Source organism: Candidatus Accumulibacter phosphatis (assembly GCF_012939955.1).
In the GTDB taxonomy this organism is placed as follows: Bacteria; Pseudomonadota; Gammaproteobacteria; order Burkholderiales; family Rhodocyclaceae; genus Accumulibacter; species Accumulibacter delftensis.
Window position 1 is genome coordinate 1 of record NZ_SPMY01000001.1, and the last position, 18,951, is coordinate 18,951.

The 18,951-nt window shown below is 65.0% G+C and carries 14 protein-coding genes; 5 read left to right on the plus strand and 9 right to left on the minus strand.

The annotated features are described in order from the left end of the window. Window positions 1–1,573, plus strand: a 1,573-nt coding sequence (locus tag E4Q23_RS00005; RefSeq protein ID WP_169064739.1) for a Mur ligase family protein, incomplete at its 5' end; no start/stop codon positions are given. 152 nt (window positions 1,574–1,725) lie between these two features. After that, window positions 1,726–4,308, plus strand: coding sequence for a cyanophycin synthetase (gene cphA, locus E4Q23_RS00010; protein ID WP_169064740.1), 2,583 nt, complete (start codon window positions 1,726–1,728; stop codon window positions 4,306–4,308). A gap of 36 nt (window positions 4,309–4,344) precedes the next feature. On the opposite strand, the gene E4Q23_RS00015 is transcribed toward cphA, so the two are convergent. Both E4Q23_RS00015 and E4Q23_RS00020 read right to left on the minus strand, forming a co-directional pair. Then, a complete protein-coding gene (locus E4Q23_RS00015) occupies window positions 4,345–4,500 on the minus strand; it encodes a hypothetical protein (protein WP_169064741.1) in 156 nt (51 codons plus the stop codon). Beyond that, window positions 4,470–6,305: a flagellar assembly protein A gene (locus tag E4Q23_RS00020; RefSeq protein WP_169064742.1), complete on the minus strand. Its 1,836-nt coding sequence runs from the start codon at window positions 6,303–6,305 to the stop codon at window positions 4,470–4,472. Before E4Q23_RS00020 ends, E4Q23_RS00015 begins: the two co-directional genes overlap by 31 nt. A 185-nt stretch (window positions 6,306–6,490) precedes the next feature. Here E4Q23_RS00020 and E4Q23_RS00025 point away from each other — a divergent pair, with 185 nt between their 5' ends. From E4Q23_RS00025 to E4Q23_RS00035, 3 genes are all read left to right on the plus strand, one after another. Then, a complete protein-coding gene (locus E4Q23_RS00025; protein ID WP_169064743.1) occupies window positions 6,491–7,057 on the plus strand; it encodes a glycine zipper family protein in 567 nt (188 codons plus the stop codon). A gap of 680 nt (window positions 7,058–7,737) precedes the next feature. Continuing rightward, window positions 7,738–8,475 carry a pseudouridine synthase gene (locus tag E4Q23_RS00030; RefSeq protein ID WP_169064744.1) on the plus strand — a complete coding sequence of 246 codons (738 nt, stop codon included), beginning with the start codon at window positions 7,738–7,740 and terminating at the stop codon, window positions 8,473–8,475. Between the two features lie 53 nt (window positions 8,476–8,528). Beyond that, the gene (locus E4Q23_RS00035; RefSeq protein ID WP_169064745.1) at window positions 8,529–9,401 is read left to right on the plus strand and encodes an HDOD domain-containing protein; all 873 of its coding nucleotides are present in this window, start codon (window positions 8,529–8,531) and stop codon (window positions 9,399–9,401) included. 22 nt (window positions 9,402–9,423) lie between these two features. Here E4Q23_RS00035 and E4Q23_RS00040 read toward each other — a convergent pair whose 3' ends face one another. The 7 genes from E4Q23_RS00040 to smc all read right to left on the minus strand — a co-directional run bounded on the left by E4Q23_RS00040 (window position 9,424) and on the right by smc (window position 18,852). Further along, the gene (locus E4Q23_RS00040) at window positions 9,424–9,930 is read right to left on the minus strand and encodes a low molecular weight protein-tyrosine-phosphatase (RefSeq protein WP_169064746.1); all 507 of its coding nucleotides are present in this window, start codon (window positions 9,928–9,930) and stop codon (window positions 9,424–9,426) included. An 85-nt stretch (window positions 9,931–10,015) separates the two neighbouring features. Further along, window positions 10,016–10,552 (minus strand): peptide deformylase, encoded by a 537-nt coding sequence (def, locus tag E4Q23_RS00045; protein WP_169064747.1) that lies wholly within the window; start codon window positions 10,550–10,552, stop codon window positions 10,016–10,018. A gap of 112 nt (window positions 10,553–10,664) precedes the next feature. Next, the gene (locus E4Q23_RS00050) at window positions 10,665–11,408 is read right to left on the minus strand and encodes an S-methyl-5'-thioinosine phosphorylase (protein ID WP_169064748.1); all 744 of its coding nucleotides are present in this window, start codon (window positions 11,406–11,408) and stop codon (window positions 10,665–10,667) included. A 1-nt stretch (window position 11,409) separates the two neighbouring features. After that, window positions 11,410–11,958, minus strand: a complete 549-nt coding sequence (locus tag E4Q23_RS00055) for a hypoxanthine-guanine phosphoribosyltransferase (RefSeq protein ID WP_169064749.1) — start codon at window positions 11,956–11,958, stop codon at window positions 11,410–11,412. Further along, window positions 11,955–14,048: an NAD-dependent DNA ligase LigA gene (ligA, locus tag E4Q23_RS00060; RefSeq protein ID WP_169064750.1), complete on the minus strand. Its 2,094-nt coding sequence runs from the start codon at window positions 14,046–14,048 to the stop codon at window positions 11,955–11,957. Before ligA ends, E4Q23_RS00055 begins: the two co-directional genes overlap by 4 nt. 17 nt (window positions 14,049–14,065) lie before the next feature. Then, window positions 14,066–15,337 carry a cell division protein ZipA C-terminal FtsZ-binding domain-containing protein gene (locus E4Q23_RS00065; RefSeq protein WP_169064751.1) on the minus strand — a complete coding sequence of 424 codons (1,272 nt, stop codon included), beginning with the start codon at window positions 15,335–15,337 and terminating at the stop codon, window positions 14,066–14,068. Between the two features lie 8 nt (window positions 15,338–15,345). Next, window positions 15,346–18,852: a chromosome segregation protein SMC gene (gene smc, locus E4Q23_RS00070; protein WP_169064752.1), complete on the minus strand. Its 3,507-nt coding sequence runs from the start codon at window positions 18,850–18,852 to the stop codon at window positions 15,346–15,348. Window positions 18,853–18,951 lie beyond the last annotated feature (99 nt).

The window sequence follows — 18,951 nt, forward strand, 5'->3', positions numbered from 1 at the left end:
CAGCCGACGCATCTGGACCGCCGAGACCGACCGCACCAGCGCCATCGCCGAGGGCATCTCGCGGGACAAGGATCTGACCAAGAGCCTGCTCTCCTCGTGCGGCGTACCGGTCCCCGAAGGGCGCCTGGTCGACAGCGCCGACGACGCCTGCGAAGCTGCCGAGGACATCGGCTACCCGGTCGTCGTCAAGCCTTCCGACGGCAACCACGCGCGCGGCGTATTCACCAATCTGATCACTCGTGCAGAAGTCGAATCAGCCTATGCCGCCGCCGTCGATGAAGGCAGCGGGGTCATCGTCGAACGCTTCGTGCGCGGCTCGGAGCACCGCTTGCTGGTGATTGGCGGCAAGCTGGTCGCTGCCGCCCGCGGCGAGACCGCCAAAGTCATTGCTGACGGCGAGTCGACCATCGACCAGCTGATCGACAGCCAGATCAACTCCGACCCCCGCCGTGGTGCGGAGGAGGAGTACCCGCTCGACATCCTCTCGCTGAGCGACAATCCGGTAGCCCGGCTGGAAGTCACGCGCCAGGGCTTCAGCGGCGATTCGATCCCGCCCGCTGGTCGCGAAGTGCTGATCGTGCGCAGCGGCAACCATACCGACGACATCACCGACAGCGTACACCCCGATACCGCCGCCACCGCTGCGCTGGCAGCGCGCATCGTCGGACTCGACATCGCCGGCGTGGACCTGGTCTGCGAAGACATCTCCCAGCCGCTCGACGAGCAGCGCGGCGCGATCGTCGAGGTCAACGCCGGCCCGGGACTGCTGATGCACCTGAAACCGGAAAGCGGCGAGCCGCGCCCGGTGGGTCGCGCCATCGTCGACCAATTATTCCCCAACGGTGACGACGGCCGCATCCCGGTGATCGGCGTCAGCGGCAGTTTCGGCAAGACCACCGTCGCCAGTCTCATCGCACGCATTCTGGCCCTCTCCGGCAAACACACCGGGCTGGCCTGCAGCGACGGACTGTTCCTCGACCGGCGCTGCATCGCCAAGGACGACAGCGCCAACTGGGCTGCAGCCAACCGCATCCTGATGAACCGGGCCGTCGACGCGGCGGTACTGGAAAACGGCGGCGACACCATTCTTGGCGAAGGCCTGGCCTACGACCGCTGCCTGATCGGCGTGATCACCAACGTCGATGCGAGCACGCATTTCGGCCGTTACGACATCGAAACCCCGGAGCAGGTGTTCACCATCCTGCGCACCCAGGTCGACCTGGTGCTGCCCGGCGGTGCCGCGGTACTCAATGCCGGCCATCCAATGCTCGTCGACATCGCGCCCCTGTGCGACGGAGAAGTCATTTTCTTTGCCACGGACCCCGAGCAAGCGGCCCTGATCGAACACCGGGCACAAGGCAAGCGCGCGGTATTCGCTCGCCACGGACAGGTAGTCCTCGCCAGCGGTAAGGAGGAGATGTCGATCGTCAGCCTGGAGAGTATTCCGCTGACCGATGCTGGCCGCGTCGACTTTGAAATCGAGAACGTTCTCGCCGCCACCGCTGCGGCCTGGGCGCTCGGCATCGGGCCGGAATTGATCCGCACCGGGCTGGAAACCTTCACCGTCGCCTGAGACGATGATCCGCTGGCCCACCCATTAGAAGTAAGGAAGTACGCCCAGAGCGGCCGCGCCATAGCCTGATCGGCGCGCGTCGAACCCGGAAAACATAGCAGCCATGCGGACACCCCTGGTCATCCGCAGCGAAGCAGAAAGGGAAACTGTTCATGGAAGTATCGCGTATCCGCGCTCTGCGCGGCCCCAACCTCTGGAGCCGGCATACGGCCATCGAGGCGATCGTCTGTTGCGCTGAAGGTGAGCGCAGTATCGACGACCTGCCCGGCTTCGAGGATCGTCTGCGCGCGCGTTTCCCGGAACTGGCCATGCTGCATCCGGCGGGCCATGATGAAGCGGTGTCGATGGCCCAGGCGCTGGAGTTCGCGACCCTCGGCCTGCAGGCACAGGCCGGTTGCCCGGTCACCTTCAGCCGTACCGCCAGGACCCTGGAAGCCGGCACCTATCAGGTGGTCGTCGAATACAGCGAAGAAGTCGTCGGCCGCCTGGCTTTCGAACTGGCCCAGGAGCTCTGCCGGGCAGCGGTTGACGAAGAGGCTTTCGACCTCGACGACGCGCTCAACCGTCTGCGCGAACTCGACGAGGACGTACGCCTCGGCCCGAGCACCGGAGCCATCGTCTATGCGGCGATGGCCCGCAACATCCCTTATCGGCGGCTGACCGAGGGCAGCATGGTGCAGTTCGGCTGGGGCAGTCGCCAGCGACGCATACAGGCCGCCGAAACCGATCGCACCAGCGCCGTCGCCGAAGCCATCGCCCAGGACAAGGAGTTGGCCAAGATCCTGCTGCACGCGGCCGGCGTTCCAGTCCCTGCCGGACGACCGGTACTGAGCCGCGAAGACGCCTGGGCAGCGGCCTGCGAGATCGACGGCCCGGTGGTCGTCAAACCGCAGGATGGCAACCAGGGCAAAGGCGTCGCCGTCAACCTGGTCAGCCGCGAGCAGATCGAGGCCGCCTACACGATCGCCTTCCAAGTCAGCGATGAAGTCCTCGTCGAGCGCTACATCCCGGGCCACGACTACCGCCTGCTGGTGGTCGGCAACAAATTGATCGCCGCGGCTCGCCGCGATCCGCCGCTGGTCGTCGGCGATGGCGTGCATGACATTCGGGGTCTCGTCGAGCGGGTCAACAGCGATCCACGGCGCGGCGAAGGCCACGCCACTTCGCTGACCCGGATTCGCCTCGACGAAGTAGCCCTGGCGCGCCTGGCGAGTGGCGGGCTGACCCCGGAATCGGTGCCGCCGAAAGGCTCGCGCGTTGTTCTGCGCAACAACGCCAACCTGTCGACCGGCGGGACGGCCACCGACGTCACCGACGACGTGCATCCCGAGTTCGCCGCCCAGGCAATCGCCGCGGCGCAGACCATCGGGCTCGATATTGCCGGCGTCGACGTCGTCTGCGACAGCGTCCTGCGGCCGCTCGAGGCCCAGGGTGGTGGCATCGTGGAACTCAACGCCGCGCCAGGTCTGCGCATGCACCTGCAGCCGTCGTTCGGCAAGGGGCGACCGGTTGGCGAGGCGATCATCGGCAACATGTTCGCCGACGGCGACGAAGCGCGCATCCCGCTGGTCGCGGTAGCCGGAACCAACGGCAAGACGACCACCGTCCGTCTGATTGCCCATATCTTCGCCGAACAGGGGCTACGCGTCGGCATGACTACCACCGACGGCGTCTATATCGAGGGTCGGCGCATCGACAGCGGTGACTGCAGTGGTCCGAAAAGCGCCAGAAACGTTCTCTTCCACCCCCACGTCGATGCTGCGGTACTCGAAACGGCACGCGGCGGCGTGCTGCGCGAAGGGCTCGGCTTCGACCGCTGCGACGTCGCCGTGGTCACCAACATCGGGCTGGGCGACCACCTCGGACTGTCCTATATCAGCACCGTCGAGGACCTGGCGGTAGTCAAGCGGGTCATCGTTCAGAACGTCCGGCACGAGACCGGCGTCGCCGTGCTCAACGCCGCCGATCCGATGGTGTCACGAATGGCCGACTCCTGCCCGGGGAAGGTCACCTTCTTCGCTGCTGACCGCAACCATCCGCTGATGGCCCTGCACCGCGCGCAAAGAAAGCGCGTCGTCTACAGCGACAACGATTCGATCGTCGCCTCGGGAGGCGGGATCGAACACCACGTCGCGCTGGCCAGAATTCCGATCACCCAGAATGGCGCCATCGGTTTCCAGGTCGACAACACGATGGCCGCCATCGCCGCGGCCTGGGCGCTGGAGATTCCCTGGGCGACCATCGAAAGCGCTCTGGCCAGCTTCGTCAATGACGCCCAGACGGCGCCCGGACGTTTCAACGTCTTCAACTATCGTGGCGCCACGCTGGTCGCCGACTACGGCCATAACCCGGACGCCATCCAGGCCCTGGTTGATGCCATCGACAACCTGCCGGCGCCGCCCGACAGTCGCCGCTCGGTCGTCATCAGTGGTGCCGGCGACCGACGTGATGAAGACATCCGCGGCCAGACAGAGATTCTCGGCGGCGCCTTCGATCGTGTCGTGCTCTATCAGGATCAATGCCAGCGCGGCCGCGCCGATGGTGAAGTACTGGCCCTGCTACAGCAGGGGCTGATCAACGCCACGCGCACGTCCAAGGTCCAGGAAGTTCATGGCGAGTTTCTGGCGATCGACACCGCGCTGGCCGAATTGCAGCCAGGCGACCTGTGCCTGATCCTGATTGATCAGATCGAAGAAGCTCTCGAACACATCAGCAAACGCCTTGCCGAGGGCTGAAATGGCCTGCTCTCGCGGCGCTGCCGCGGAGCAGCGTCAGAGCGGCACTTGCGGCTTCTGGTAGGTCCAGGAGAAGCGGCCAGACGAGCCCGAGAACAATTCTTTGGTCGCCGCATCCGGCGCCCGCAGTCGGATCTTCAGTTCCTTGCGCGGCAGCGCATTCAGCGGCGTATCGGCGAGCTTGACCTGCAACGCACTGATCCGCGTCTCGCCTTCGACGCGCTCAACCGTGCACGCCAGTTCGCCGCAGGCTGCTCTGCAGCGGCCAGGGCTTCGTCGATTTTCAAGCCCATGCCCGTCGACTGGACGACCAACTCATTGATTGCTTCAGCCAACAAAGAACAGGTCTTCAAGACCGGGGCGACGACTGCCGAGAAGCGACGCCAGCCAGCCTCCTGCTCGGGAGTCAAGGTCACTTCGCCGCGCCGCAACTTGCTGGCCAGACGCAGGTAGCTGGTGACATCCTTGTCGCCACGCAAGACGTCCAGCTTTGCGCGATGAGCGGCGATCTCCTTGTCCAGCGCCGCGCGCTTCTCGTGCAAGGCGACAATAGCGGCCTCCTCGGTCGACGCGTCGGGCAGCAGTAGCAGGAAGACGTTGCCGATTTCCTTGCGCACCCGCGCGCTCTGCACCTGAATACTCTTGGCTGCCGCAGCGCAAGCTTCCGCCAGTTCGAGGGACAGCGCATCGGCAACGATGTCGCACAGCGTCGCTCGTTCGATGACCACCTGCCGCGCGATGATCGTGCAGTTGTCCGCTCTCTTCAACGTCACGCAACCATGCGGCGCAATCAGGGTCGCTCCGGAGGCAACGCCTTCGACGATGATGTCGCCGTCGTCATTGCTGGCACTGCCGCCGACCAGGTTCTGTTTCAAACGGACCGTACCGCCGGTGGACACGATGCTGCCAAAGACATCGGCGAAAGCGGTGATACTGCGACAGGTAACGACCCGCTTCTCCTGGATTTCACCGTGTTGCTCGTACTCTTCGCCGGTCAACATGAGGTCGCCGGTGGTGCGTGCGCTGACGCCCTCGTGACTGACGATCTTGTCGGTCACCGAAAATTGATGGCTGCGAGTATCGATAGTGAGGAAGCCACAGACCGACGCCAACAGGAATTCGCCGTCTGCTTCGCGGCTGAGCAGCGTACCGGCACCGGCCATGCGCGCCAGGTCGAAATCCTTGGGCAAGGGGGCGGGCAGCGCTTCGCCGGTGACATCCCGCCCGTCCACACCGAGAGTACGGGGTGACTTCTTCACCAGGCGCAAGCCGACAGCGACTTGCGGATAACGCGTCTCGAACTGGCGCAGATCGACCCGGTCGCCAAGCAGGCGACGCGGGGCATTGTTGCGATGCAAGCCAGGCGCCTGCTCGGTCACTTCGGCATTCTTGCCGGCCACGAAGGGCCGGCTGCGGGCGACCACGCGCCGCTCGGGTTTGTCGAGCTGGATGCCCTCCCGCAGCGCCGCGATATCGATTCCGAAGCGCACCCCGCGCGTCCAAGCGCTGGCAATGAACTCATCCACATCCAGCCAGGCACGGGTCTCCAGCAGCCCGCCAGCGAACTGCTGCCGCGGGCTGCTGGCGCTGTCTTCCACTGCCTGTTCGTCACTCGCTGCATCGAGGTAGATCGGCTCGAAGAGATAAATCGCCTCGCCGCGCTGAATCCGCAGTTCCTTGTACAAGGACTGGCGCTGCGGCCGAAAGGTGGCGATATCCAGCGCCAGGAACACCTCTGCGGGTGCCGCCTGCTCGCGACTCGCCGGATCGTCGTAGAGGAGAGACTGAAACTGCGCGTAATCGAGCGCCCGGAAGTAAAGCCCCAAGGCAAAGGTGCGCTCGACAAAGTCGGCAAAATCGGCCGGCGAATCGAGTCGCGACAAGTTCACATACAGGCCGTCCGCGCGCTTGACGATGTAGCGCGACAAGGCGATCTGTCCGTCCTCGAGGTCGGCAAGGTTGCCGATGGCGCTTTTCGGTTCTTCAGGCAAGGTCATGGTCCATTCAGCTCGATGTGGTTTGCTGGTGGCGCGCCTTTCAGCGTATCAGAAAGCGACGCCCGCGGGCCAGCGGACGCGACCATGGAGGAACTCGCATGTCAGCGCGCAAGGGACAACTGCGTTACATTTACTATCGTCCACCCTTTGTCCCGGCGTGGCGAAAACCCTTTATGAGTTCAGCCATGCCTCAGCCACGCTTCTTTGCGCCCTTATTGGTCCTCATCCTCGCCGCCTGTGCCAGCTATCCGCCGGACGGACCGAGCGTGATGGCCTTGCCCGGATCGGGACAGTCTTTCACCAAGTTTCGCGGCGACGATGAAGCTTGCCGGACCTACGCCAACCAGGCGATTGGCGGCGCGACGCCGGCAACGACAGCCGTCAATTCCGGTGTCGCCAGCGCCGCGGTGGGAACGCTCGTCGGTGCTGCCGTGGGCGCCGCGATCGATGGTTCGAGCGGTGCCGCGGTCGGCGCTGGCGTCGGCCTGCTCGCTGGCAGCGTCGGCGGCGTCGCCGCCAGCAACGCCTCCGCGTACACCTTGCAGCAACGTTACGACCAGAGCTACATCCAGTGCATGTACGCGCGCGGCCAGAAAGTGCCCTTGGTCGGCGGTTTCGCGGTATCGGAAGGCTACACCACAAGACCTGCTGGCGCGCCTCTTTCGCCGCCGCCAGCACCGCCATTCGGCGCACCGCCACCCCCACCGCCATCGCCACCGCGGGGCGCCCCCCCCGCGCCACCACCGCGCTAGCCGCATCATTGCACTCAGCGACCGTCGCCCGCCTTCCGAGGGCCGGCCGGGAAGGGGTGCAAGAGATTCGCGCGGGGCGCTCTGGCAACTTCTGGCGTACACTACTGGGCCGACCGAACGGAACACGCTGCCATGCCCCGCCCGACCCTGAAACTCCCGAAAACAAGCACCAACGGCAACGCTGCAGAGCCCAACAGATCGCCGGCGCGCAAACCGCTCCGCGGCGGCGCAGCGACATCCAAGCGCGCAGGCTACCGCCCTAGCGACAGCAGGCCGCAGCCGACTGCCAAGCCGAGCAGGACGGCGAGCAGGGACATCCCTCCCCAAACGCCACCGCAAACGCAAACGACTTCCCCGAGTAACGACAGCCCGTCAGTAGTGAGCACCACCCCCCCGCGCCCGTGAAGACCGTCCGGGACCAGCGCTCAGGGAGAAATTCTCCGCCCCCGCCGCTGCCGACCGACCCCGCAAGCCGACCAAGAAAATCCATCCTCCGCGCGGGATCGCACGCAGCACCGGAGCGCGCGCCTTCCGGCCAGCGCCAGAGAACACTGACAGCGAGCCCTCCCTGCCGCCGGCCGGCACCTACGGCAAAGCATCGCCGAGCGAGGCGCGGCAAGCTCCGCCCTCCCCCCGCGCCGGCAGCAGCAGCGACGGAGACAAGCAGCCCGCCACGCGGCTTGGCGAAGGAGTCGCCGCGCCTGTCGAAGCTGGTCAGCGAGTTGGCACAGTGCTCGCGACGCGAAGCCGACGAATGGATCGAGAACGGCTGGGTCAGCGTCGATGGCGTGGCCATCAACCGCCTGGGCGCACGCGTAAACCCCAAGGCCAAAATCACGATCAAGGAAGTTGCCCGCGCGCGCAGCAGCGAGAGCGTCAGCATCGTCTTCAACAAACCGCGAGACTTTCCCGGCCCGGCTGCCGAAGAAGGCCGCGATGCCATCGCCGCCTTGATTCGCGCCGACAACCACTGGGCCGAAGACAATTCCCCATTGAGCTTCCAGCCCACCCACCTGCGCGGTCTGGCGCAGGCCGGACGACTCGAGACCGAAGAGGGCGGGATGCTCGCCTTTACGCAGGAAGGTAGCGTCGCGCGCCGTCTGAGTGGCGGCGATTCACGGCTGGAGAAGGAATATCACGTGCGCGTCGAAGGCGAGTTGGCAGCCGACGGCCTGGATCTGCTGCGCCGCGGCCTGGCGCTCGACAACGTCAAACTGCCACGGGCGCAGGTCTCGTGGCTCAGCGATCAACAAATGCGCTTCGTTCTGCCGGACGGCAAGAAAGGGCAGATCCAGCGCATGTGCGAACTGGTCGGGCTGCAGGTTACCGACATCAAGCGCGTGCGTATCGGCAGCGTCTCGCTCGGCAAGCTGCCGCCCGGGCAGTGGCGCTATCTGCGTGCGGACGAGCGCTTCTGAGCGAGGGGCGACCCGCGCTCGTCGGCCCGATCCTGTTCTCCAAGGCAAGCACCATGCTCGAACCGCAAGCACCACCAGACCTTGCCGCCTGGCTGACCTTGTTCAGCAGCGCCGAGATGCCCGTCCTGCGCCAGACCGCCCGCCGCCTCGACGAGGCGCGCCAGCGTATCGACCGGGTAAACGGCCGCGACATCATCGCTATCGTGCTGCAGGATCCCCTGCTCGCCATCCGCGTGCTGGCCTACATCCAGTCCTTCGGCAGCAAGCACCTGCGCAGCGACGTCACCAACATCGCCACGGCGGTGATGATGCTCGGTGTTGAGCCCTTCTTCCACAAGTTTGAAAACCCGGCAACCATCGAAACCATGCTCGGCCGCAAGCCGCAGGCGCTACTCGGCGTACTGCAGGTCATCCTGCGCTGCCAGCGCGCCTCGCGCTACGCGCACGACTGGGCCTTCGCCCGGCACGACATGAACGTCGAGGAAGTCGCGCTCGCGGCACTGCTCTACGACCTCGCGGAAGTCCTGCTGTGGTGCTTTGCTCCCGAACAGGCGATCGCTATCCGCGCCCGACTGCAAGTCGACAAGAACTTGCGCAGCAGCGTCGTGCAGCGCGAGGTTCTCGGCTTTCCGCTCAGCGAGCTGCACCTGGCACTTTGCCGCGCCTGGCAACTGCCCGAGTTGCTCACCGCGCTGATGGACAACGACAGTGCGCAACTGGTACGCGTGCAGAACGTCAAGCTGGCGGTCAACCTGGCCCGCCACTCGGTCGACGGGTGGACGGATGCCGCTCTCCCGGAGGACTTCGCAGCCATCGAAAAACTGCTCAACATCAGCCGCGAAACACTGCTCTCACGGCTGCAACTGCCGCCCGAACTGCTGCCCCAGCTGGTACCCGCCGAGGACAGATCAGGCGTGCGGCGCTAGCCGATTTCCCTGACTCGGCCGCTCACGGGGCAAGCTGCCCGTGCTCACAGGCGGCGAGCAGGCCTCGTGCCGCCAGTTCGCAGAGCTCAAGCACCCGTTCGAATCCCGACTCGGCGCCGTAATAGGGATCAGGAACCTCGCTAAGGCCAAACTCCGGGACGTAGTCGAGAAACATGCCCAGTTTCGCGCGGCTTTCTTCGGGGCACAGGCGCAGCAGATTGGCCATATTCTGCTGGTCCATTGCCAGAACGCGATCGAAACGCTCGAAATCGGCCACCACGACCGGGCGCGCGCGCATTTTTGAAAGATCATAGCCACGCTTGGCGCCAACCTTGCGGGCGCGCGGATCCGGCGCTTCGCCGGCATGGTAGTGGCCGTGCGTCCCCGCCGAATCGGTTTCCACGAGCGCACCCAGACCCTCGCGCTGAGCCAGACCACGAGTTACCGCGGCCGCCAACGGCGAGCGACAGATGTTGCCCATGCAGACAAAGAGAATTCGGTAACGGGGTGGCGTGGCGGTCTTGCTCATCACAAGGTCTTCTTTCACAAATCCAGCAACTGGCCAGCCACGATCCAGTACTCGCAGCACGGCGCTGCGATCGCGGCACACCCGGCTACTCGGCCGCCGGCGCGGGGCCCTCGGGGAACAGCAGGTCAACGAAACCGAAACGACGGAAGTCCTTGATCCGCATCGGATAAAGGATGCCATCAAGGTGGTCGCATTCATGCTGCACGACGCGGGCGTGAAAATCGCAAACGCTGCGCTCAATGCTCTGCCCGCTGGCGTCGAAGCCGCTGTAGCGCAGATGTTTCCAGCGCGGCACGCAGCCGCGCAGGCCGGGCACCGAGAGGCAGCCTTCCCAGCCGTCTTCGACCTCGGTCGACAGCGGCGTCAGGACCGGGTTGATCAAGACTGTGCGCGGCACCTGTTCGGCATCGGGGTAGCGCGGATTGGCGTCGATGCCGAAAATCACGACGCGCAGATCGACGCCAATCTGCGGTGCGGCCAGGCCGGCACCGTCGAGGTCGCGCATGGTGTCTTCCATGTCGACGATCAGCGCTTCGAGTTCTGCCGTGGCAAAACGCTCGACGGCCCTGGCTTGCTGCCAGAGACGCGCGTCACCCATTCTCAGGACAGGTCTAACGGCCATGACCTGTCGAGATACCCCGGATCATGAAAGTCATGACCGTTCCCCCTCTTTTCCAGCCTTTCTCCCGCCGGGGGAGAAAGGAGATTCGTGAGTCGCGGGCGCGACTTCCACATTACTCATCGTCGCGCAGCATCGCTTCGATGATCGCATGCACCTGCTGCATCGACGCCGCCAAGACCGCATGAATCGCTTCGAGGCTGATGCCGCCACGATCATCGCCGCGCCCGGCTGCGTAATTGGCGACCACGTTGAGAGCCGCGTAAGGCAGCGCCAGCTCGCGCGCCAGAGCCGCCTCGGGCATGCCGGTCATGCCGACGACGTCGGCGCCGTCGCGCTCGAGGCGGTTGATCTCGGCGGCCGATTCCAGACGCGGTCCCTGCGTCGCGGCGTAGACCGCAGCAGCACCGAGCCTGATGCCAATCGTCGCCGCCGCGTCGAGCAAGCGCCTGCGTAGAGCCTGATCGTAAGGTTCGGTGAAATCGATGTGCGCCACCACGGCACCGGGTCCTTCGTGGAAGGTCGACGGACGCCCCCAGGTGTAGTCGATGATCTGGTCCGGAAGAACCAGGTCGCCAGGTCTGAGGTCGGAGCGAATGCTGCCGACCGCAGCGACGGCAACGATGCCCAGCACCCGTGCCTCCGCCAGCGCCCAGAGGTTTGCCCGGTAGTTGACCTGGTGTGGCGGGATGCTGTGCTGATCGCCATGACGGGCCAGGAAGACCACCGGTCGGCCGGCGAAATGGCCAAAGCTGAGAGCGGCGGATGGCTCACCGTAGGGCGTGCTCACCACTTTTCGCTGCCCGACTTCCAGCTTGGCGAGCTGCGTCAGACCGCTGCCCCCGATGATTGCCAACATCTCAATCCTCCCGCATGGCGTAGATCGCCGGCAGATTGCGCCACGCGCCGCGGGCGTCCATGCCGAAGCCAAAAACGAAGCGATCGGGAACGGTCAGGGCGACGAAGTCGGCGCGCAGAGGCTTCCTTCGACCATTTAACTTGTCGGCGAGAACGGCCGTAAAGCAAGCCGCCGCCCCCATTTGCAACAGGCGATCGCGAATCGCGGCCAGCGTGATGCCTTCGTCGAGAATGTCGTCAACCACCAGTAGCGTGCGCCCGGCCACCGCCAGCGACGGCTCGACACGCCACGACAGCGCGCCGCCTGCCGTTGCCTGACCGTAGCGGCTGACGTCAAGGTAATCGAAGTCGAGGGGAAAAGTCAGTTGCGTCAGTAGCTGGCCCGCAAACGGCACGCCCCCTTTCATGACGCACAACACCAGCGGCTGGCTGGCATGCAGTCGGCTGCTGATCTCGCGCGCGACGCGGCTCACTGCGGCGGCGACCGTGTCGGCCGAGTGGATCAGATCGGCGCCAGCCAGCAGCGTCATTGCCGCTTGCCCGTCCATCATGTGCTTTCCGGGACTGCCAGCGGGCTTGCCTGCAGCAAGGCCAGCAATTCCCCTTCGTCAATCACCGACACGCCGAGCTGCTGCGCTTTCTCGAGCTTGCTGCCGGCCTCGGCGCCGGCAACGACGAAGTGGGTCTTCTTCGACACCGACGCGGTCACTTTCCCACCCGCCGCCATGATCAGCTCCCCAGCAGCATCGCGGCTCAGCGAAGGCAGTGTTCCAGTGAGCACGAAAACTTTGCCGGCGACTGCGCCAGCGCTGGGCATGGCGCCTTCGCTTTCGCTCCAGCTCACCCCGGCGGCGCGCAGCTGTTCGATGACCATCCGGTTGTGCGGCTCACTGCAGAACTGGCGAACACACTGGGCGACAGTCGGGCCGACGTCGGCAACCTCTTGCAGCTGCGCGTCATCGGCCGTCAGCAGACGCTGCAGGCTTCCGAAATGACGCGCCAGCTCCCTGGCCGTCGCCTCACCGACGTTGCGCATCCCAAGCGCGTAGATGAAACGCGCCAGAGTCGTCTGCTTGCTCTTCTCGATGGCGGCGAGCAGATTCCCGGCCGACTTCTCGGCAAGGCGCTCGAGCCCGGCCAAGGCCACGACGCCGAGCTGGTAGAGATCCGCCGGCGTACGCACGATGGCGTTATCGACCAGTTGTTCGACCAGCTTGTCGCCGAGCCCCTCGATGTCCATCGCCCGCCGTGAAGCAAAATGCAGCAAGGCCTGCTTGCGCTGCGCCGGGCAGTACAGTCCGCCGCTACAGCGCGCCACCGCCGCCGCGACACCCTTGTCGCCCTTTTCACCCTTTTCGCCCTTGTCATCTTCGCTGCGCACAACGATCGAGCCGCAAACCGGGCAGTTCTTCGGCATGGCGAAACGACGCGCATCGACGGGCCGTTTTTCGGGCAGCACGCGAACGACTTCCGGGATCACGTCACCGGCCCGGCGAACGACGACGGTGTCGCCGATGTGTACGTCTTTGCGGCGAATCTCGTCCTCGTTGTGCAAAGTAGCGTTGATCACCGTCACGCCACCGACGAAAACCGGTTTGAGCCGTGCCACGGGCGTCAGCGCGCCAGTACGGCCGACCTGGATAGTGATGTCGAGCAACTCGGTGACCGCCTCCTCGGCGGCGAATTTGTGCGCCAGTGCGAAACGTGGCGCGCGTGAAACGAAACCCAGACGTGCCTGCGCCGCCAGTTCATCGACCTTGTAGACCACGCCGTCGATATCGTAGGGCAGCGCGCTGCGCTGGCGGCCGATCTCGGCGTAGTAGGCGAGCAGGCCGGCAAGGCCCGCAACACGGCGCCGTTCGCGGGCAACGGGAAAGCCCCAGGCGGCGAGCCGATCGAGCAGTTCGCTATGGGTCGCCGGCAAGGCGGCGCCTTCAGCAATGCCGACGCCATAGGCAAAGAAACGCAAAGGACGTGTCGCGGTGATGCGTGGATCGAGTTGGCGCAGGCTGCCAGCCGCGGCGTTGCGTGGGTTGACGAACTCTTTCTCGCCTTTATCGCGCTGTCGCTCGTTCATCTGCGCGAAATCGCTGCGCAGCATCAGCACCTCGCCACGCACTTCGAGAACGGCCGGCCAATCGCTGCCCTGCAAGCGCAGGGGAATGCTGCGCAAGGTACGCAGATTGGCGCTGACGTCCTCACCGCTGGAGCCGTCGCCGCGCGTCGCGCCACGCAGCAGATGGCCATCCTGATAGCTCAAGCTGACGGCCAGACCATCAAACTTGGGTTCGGCCGAGTAGTTGACCTCGACGCCGACTTCAGCCGCGCTGCCAACGGCCAGCCCGTCGCGGACACGACGGTCGAAAGCCGCGACTTCGTCCTCGGCAAAGGCATTGTTCAGCGACAGCATCGGTGTCGCATGCGCGAGCGCCGCAAACTCGGGCAGCGGCGCCGCACCGACGCGCTGCGTCGGCGAATCGACGCTCAGCAGTTCCGGATGTTCGGCCTCGAGCGCCTGCAGCTCGGCGAACAGGTGATCGTATTCGGCATCACCGATCAGCGGCGCGTCGCGGGCGTAATACTCGATGTTGTGCCGCTCGATCGCCGCCCGCAAGGCCTGCACGCGATCGCTGGCACTCATCGCGGCACTTCCGGGATTCAGGAGAACAGGCGCTGCGCCAGCGGGCCACCAGCCGGAAGCTTATGCGCCGCCATCGCCGCCTGGAACTGCAGCACCTGCTGACGGATCGGCTCGAGAGCAGCCTCCGACAAGGGCTGGCGGTTATCGTCCACCAGCACGCCGTTGAGCGCTTCGGCAAAGCGCCGCGCCAGTTCAAACATCTGCGTCAGCACTCGATCGCCATGGGCCACGCGCGGAACGTCGAGCAGAAAGGTCACCCCGTGCGTACTCAGCGTCTTCATCGCCTCGGCCGAGAAATCATCACTCTCTTGATTCACCAGCATGTAGAGGACATTGTCGTTGTCATCACAGCGGACAAAACGCCCGGCACTGTCGATGACCATGCCCGTCGCTTCAGCCAGCGCACGCAGTTTGGTGCCTGCAAAAACCTGCCCCTGGCTGATCACGTTGACACCGATCTGGATGTCGACGCCGGCGCAGAACTCGTCCAGCTGTGCCGCCGTTCGCAAGGCTGGCTCGCGTGCCGGCAATTCGGCAAGACCCATCAGCTCGGTGGCCATTTCCTGCATCGCGACCTTGAAACCCGATAGCTCACGGTCGGCGAGCGGGCCTTTGCGGTCCACCAGTTGCAAGCCGACACGAATATGCCGGTACTCGCGTTTGCTGTCATCGAGAATCGGCTCCCAGGCATGCTCGTCTTCGTTGTGACCAATCCAGTTCACCGCCTTGCTCAGCCGTTCCAGGGTGGCGCGCTGTGCTTCACGGATACGGTAGCCGGCGATGGGTTCGACCACCTGGATCGCGGCGATGTAGTCGATCTTCGGCGACAGCACGCAAAGCGGTGCCGGGCTGTCCCGGAGCCCACCCTGGTCGTCTACAGCGGGCTTCGGCGACGGGGTGGCAGGGGACGAAGCGGGCGACGAGCGCGACGCAACCGACTCCGCTGCGACACTCGGGGAGGTCTTGGCAGCGGCGGCTGTGTGGCTCGGATCGCCGCTGTCGTCCGCCGTTGGCGGCCTCGCCGTCGGCTCATCCGGCACCTGGAGTTCTTCCGGCTCGGAGCGCAGCAAGGGTTCGACACGTTCTTGAGTGGCGCGAGGCGCGCCATCTTTCGACGCCGCAGCACCTGCTGCACTCGTCGGTTCGTCAAGCAGGACGTCTGTCTGGCGCGCACCAAGGAGCTCCTCGGCCATTCTGCGGTGCTTGCGCTCCTGCCATTTGTTGTAAGCCAGTACCCCCAGCACGGCGACGCCGCCGAAGCCGATCAAACCCATCTGCAAGTCGGTCATATCTATTCCTAAACGAGTTGCTCGCGCATGCGTAGCGCTTCTTCCATATCAACTTCAACGATGCGCGAGACGCCGGATTCCTGCATGGTCACTCCGACAAGCTGTTGCGCCATCTCCATCGTAATCTTGTTGTGGCTGATGAACAGAAACTGTGTGTTGGTCGACATTCGTCGCACCATCGAGCAGAAACGTTCAGTATTCGTATCGTCAAGCGGTGCGTCGACTTCGTCAAGCAGACAAAACGGCGCCGGGTTGAGCTGAAACATGGAAAACACCAGGGCGATTGCCGTCAAGGCCTTCTCGCCGCCGGAGAGAAGATGAATCGTCGAGTTCTTTTTTCCTGGCGGCTGGGCCATCACCTGCAGCCCGGCGTCGAGGATTTCCTCACCGGTCATGATCAGCCGCGCCTCGCCACCGCCGAAAAGCGCCGGAAAAAGCTCGCCAAAACTGCGGTTCACTGCATCGTACGTGCTTTGCAGGAGGTCGCGCGTTTCACGGTCGATACGACGAATCGCGTTTTCCAGTGTTTCCATCGCCTGCGTCAGGTCTTCCGACTGCGCATCCAGGTAGCCCTTGCGTTCGCGCGCCGCTTCCAGTTCGTCGAGCGCCGCCAGGTTGACCGCGCCAAGCGCGTCGATCGAGCGCTGCAGAGAGGTAATTGCCCCCTGCAAAGGCGCCGCTCGCAAGCCATCCAGTTCGCCGACCAGTGACGGCTCGTCGGCCTTGACCTCGGCCAACTGCAGCGCCGCCTGCTCGACGTTGAGTGCGGCCGCCTGCTCCTTGAGCTTCAGTTCGCCGATCCGGTGGCGCAGCGGCTCGAGACTCTGCTCTGCCTTGAGGCGCTGTTCGTCCAGCGCGCGCAGGCCGTTGGTCGCCATTTCCAGGCCATCGCGAGCACTCGCCAGCGCGTGCTCGCGAGCGACGCGATGATCCAGCGCGGCCTGCAAGCGAGGCTCCAGATCGTCCGCCTGCAGCGCCGTGGCATTCTCCTCGCAGCGCCGCAGCTCTTCAAGCACGCGCGCCAGTTGCTGGCTCGCCAGCGCGCGGCCGGAAGCCAGCTCGTGCAGCTTGTTGCCGCACTCGCGTTGCGAGAACTCGGCTTCGCGCAGCTCGCGTTCGCAGCCGGCAAGCTGCTCGCGCTGCTCACGTAAAGCGCCTTCGGCCTGCTCGAAAAGCGTTTGCGCGGCTTGCATCAGGTTTTGCAACTGACGGAGCTGTTCGCTGTGCACATCAATTGCCTCATCGGCAACGAACAGGCGCTCGCTTTCGTTCTCTTCCTCGCCGGCCAGCTCGGCCAGGTTGTCGTCAATCTGCGCCTGCCGCTCGCTGCAACGCTCGCGTGCCTGCGCCAGCTTCAGCGTCTCCACCTGCAGGGCATGCGCCTCATTCTGCAGAATGCCAAGCTGCTGGCGAGACTCCTGCAGAGTCTGCTGGCTATCTTGCAGACTTTGCTCGACTTCGCCGAGCCTGGCCTGCGCCTGCAAGAGCTTTTCCTCGCGCTCAGCAATCACCGCCGCCAGGCCGTCAATCTCGCGCTGCCGCTCGAGCAGTCCGTGCTCACCGCTATCCGCAGCGAACAGGGTCACGCTCTGGCGGTTGACGAGGTCGCCGCCGGGCGTCACGCAACAGGCGCTCGCCGACAAGTCGCCGCGCAGCGCCAGCGCCGCTTCCAGATCGGGCGCCGTCAGCACCTCGCCGAGCCAGTCGGCAAGAATCGCCGACAACTGCGGCGAGTCGCAACGAATACGGGCCAGCAGCGTTTTGCCGTCAAGGACATCGCGCGCGGTCGCGCCGGCCAATGGCAACAGCAAAGTCAGCTTGCTACCCGGCCGGTCGGTGCTCCAGGCCGCGTCGGCAGCGTCCGCCGGCAGTGCGCCAAGGCGTTCGCGCAGCACCGCTTCGACGGCGGCTTCCCAGCCGGCTTCGACGCGCAGCGATTTCCATAGCGCCTCGCCATTCTGCAAACCATGCCGACGCAACCAGTCTTCGAGTTTTCCGTTCGCCTGCAGCCGCTGCTGCAACTGTTGCAACGCGTTACGACGGGCCGTCGCCTCGGCGCGCTCTTTCTGCGCATGCTGCACTTCAACCAAAAGTTCGCGCCGCTGCTGTTCGCGATGTGGCAAGCCCAGTTGCAGCGCCTTCTGCTCGTCGAGCGCAACGCTGATCGTGGCACGCAATTCGAGCAGCTCCTCCTGTTTCTCGATCAACTCGCCAGCGTCGGCAAGCGGCAGCGCCTGGCGTTCGAGCGTCAGGCGTTCGCGCCGACTGGCGACACTCTGCAAGGAACGCTGTGCGTGCCCGCGATTGGCCTGCTCGACATGCAGCCGCTGCTCGGCCTGGACGATCTCGGCACGCTGGCGACTGGCGTCCTGGCGCGCGGCGGCGTGGCTGTCCTCGGCCAGCGGCAAGCGTTCCTGCTGCGCCTCCAGGCGTAGCCGGCCGTGCTCGACGCGCTCGTCGGCCAGCGCCAGCAAGTCCTGCCAGCGCCGCTCTTCGCCGGCCAGTTTTTCGGCCTGCTGCTGCCAATTCTGTCGATCGGCAGTGAGCTGCGCGAGACGTGTTTCGTACTCGCGCTGTGATTCGCGACGATGCCGGATCTCGGCTTCAAGCCGGGCGACTTCGGCATTGGCAGCAAACAATTCCCCCTGCGCGGCATGCACGCCGTCGCTGGCCACGAAATGCGCTTCGCGGGCCTCCTCGAGACGCGCCTCGAGTTCGCGCAGTACGGCGTTCTGGGCTTCGAGAGCGGTGCCCGCCTGCTCAACTTCACGCGTCAGCCGTTCGCGCTCGAACTGTGCCTCGTTACGGCGCAACAGCCACAGCAGCTGTTGCTTGCGTGTCAGCTCGTCGCTATAGGCGCGATATTGGCGCGCGACACCAGCCTGCCCTTCAAGGCGCTCCATCTGCGAAGCCAGTTCAAAGCGAATGTCTTCGACGCGGGTCAAATTCTCGCGGGTGTCGGCAAGGCGATGCCCGGTTTCCTTGCGCCGCTCCTTGTAGCGCGTCACGCCAGCGGCTTCTTCGAGAAAAACCCTCAGCTCGTCGGGCTTGGCCTCGATGATTCGCGAAATGGTGCCTTGGCCGATGATCGCGTAGGCACGCGGACCGAGTCCGGTGCCGAGAAAAAGGTCGGTAACGTCCTTGCGGCGAACGTGCAGGTTGTTGATGTAGTACTCGGATTGGCCAGCTCGCGTCAACAAACGCTTGACCGACAGCTCGGCATATTGCGCCCACTGCCCGGAAAGCCGCCCCAGCGTATTGTCGAAGACCAGTTCGACCGCCGCCCGCGACACCGGCTTGCGCGATCCCGAACCGTTGAAAATCACGTCCTGCATCGATTCGCCACGCAACTCCGACGCTTTCGACTCGCCCAGCACCCAGCGCACCGAGTCGATCACGTTCGACTTGCCGCAACCATTCGGCCCGACGACACCGACCAACTGCCCGGGCAGCGCGATGTTCGTGGGATCGACAAAGGATTTGAAGCCGGCAAGTTTCAGTCTGGTCAGGCGCATCAACACTGCAGCGCAGCCTGCTCAGCCGCGCGGGAAGAAATCGGAAAAAAAAGCCTTGCCGCGAGCGCATGACGCCTCGCACCGGCCAAGCTCATGACA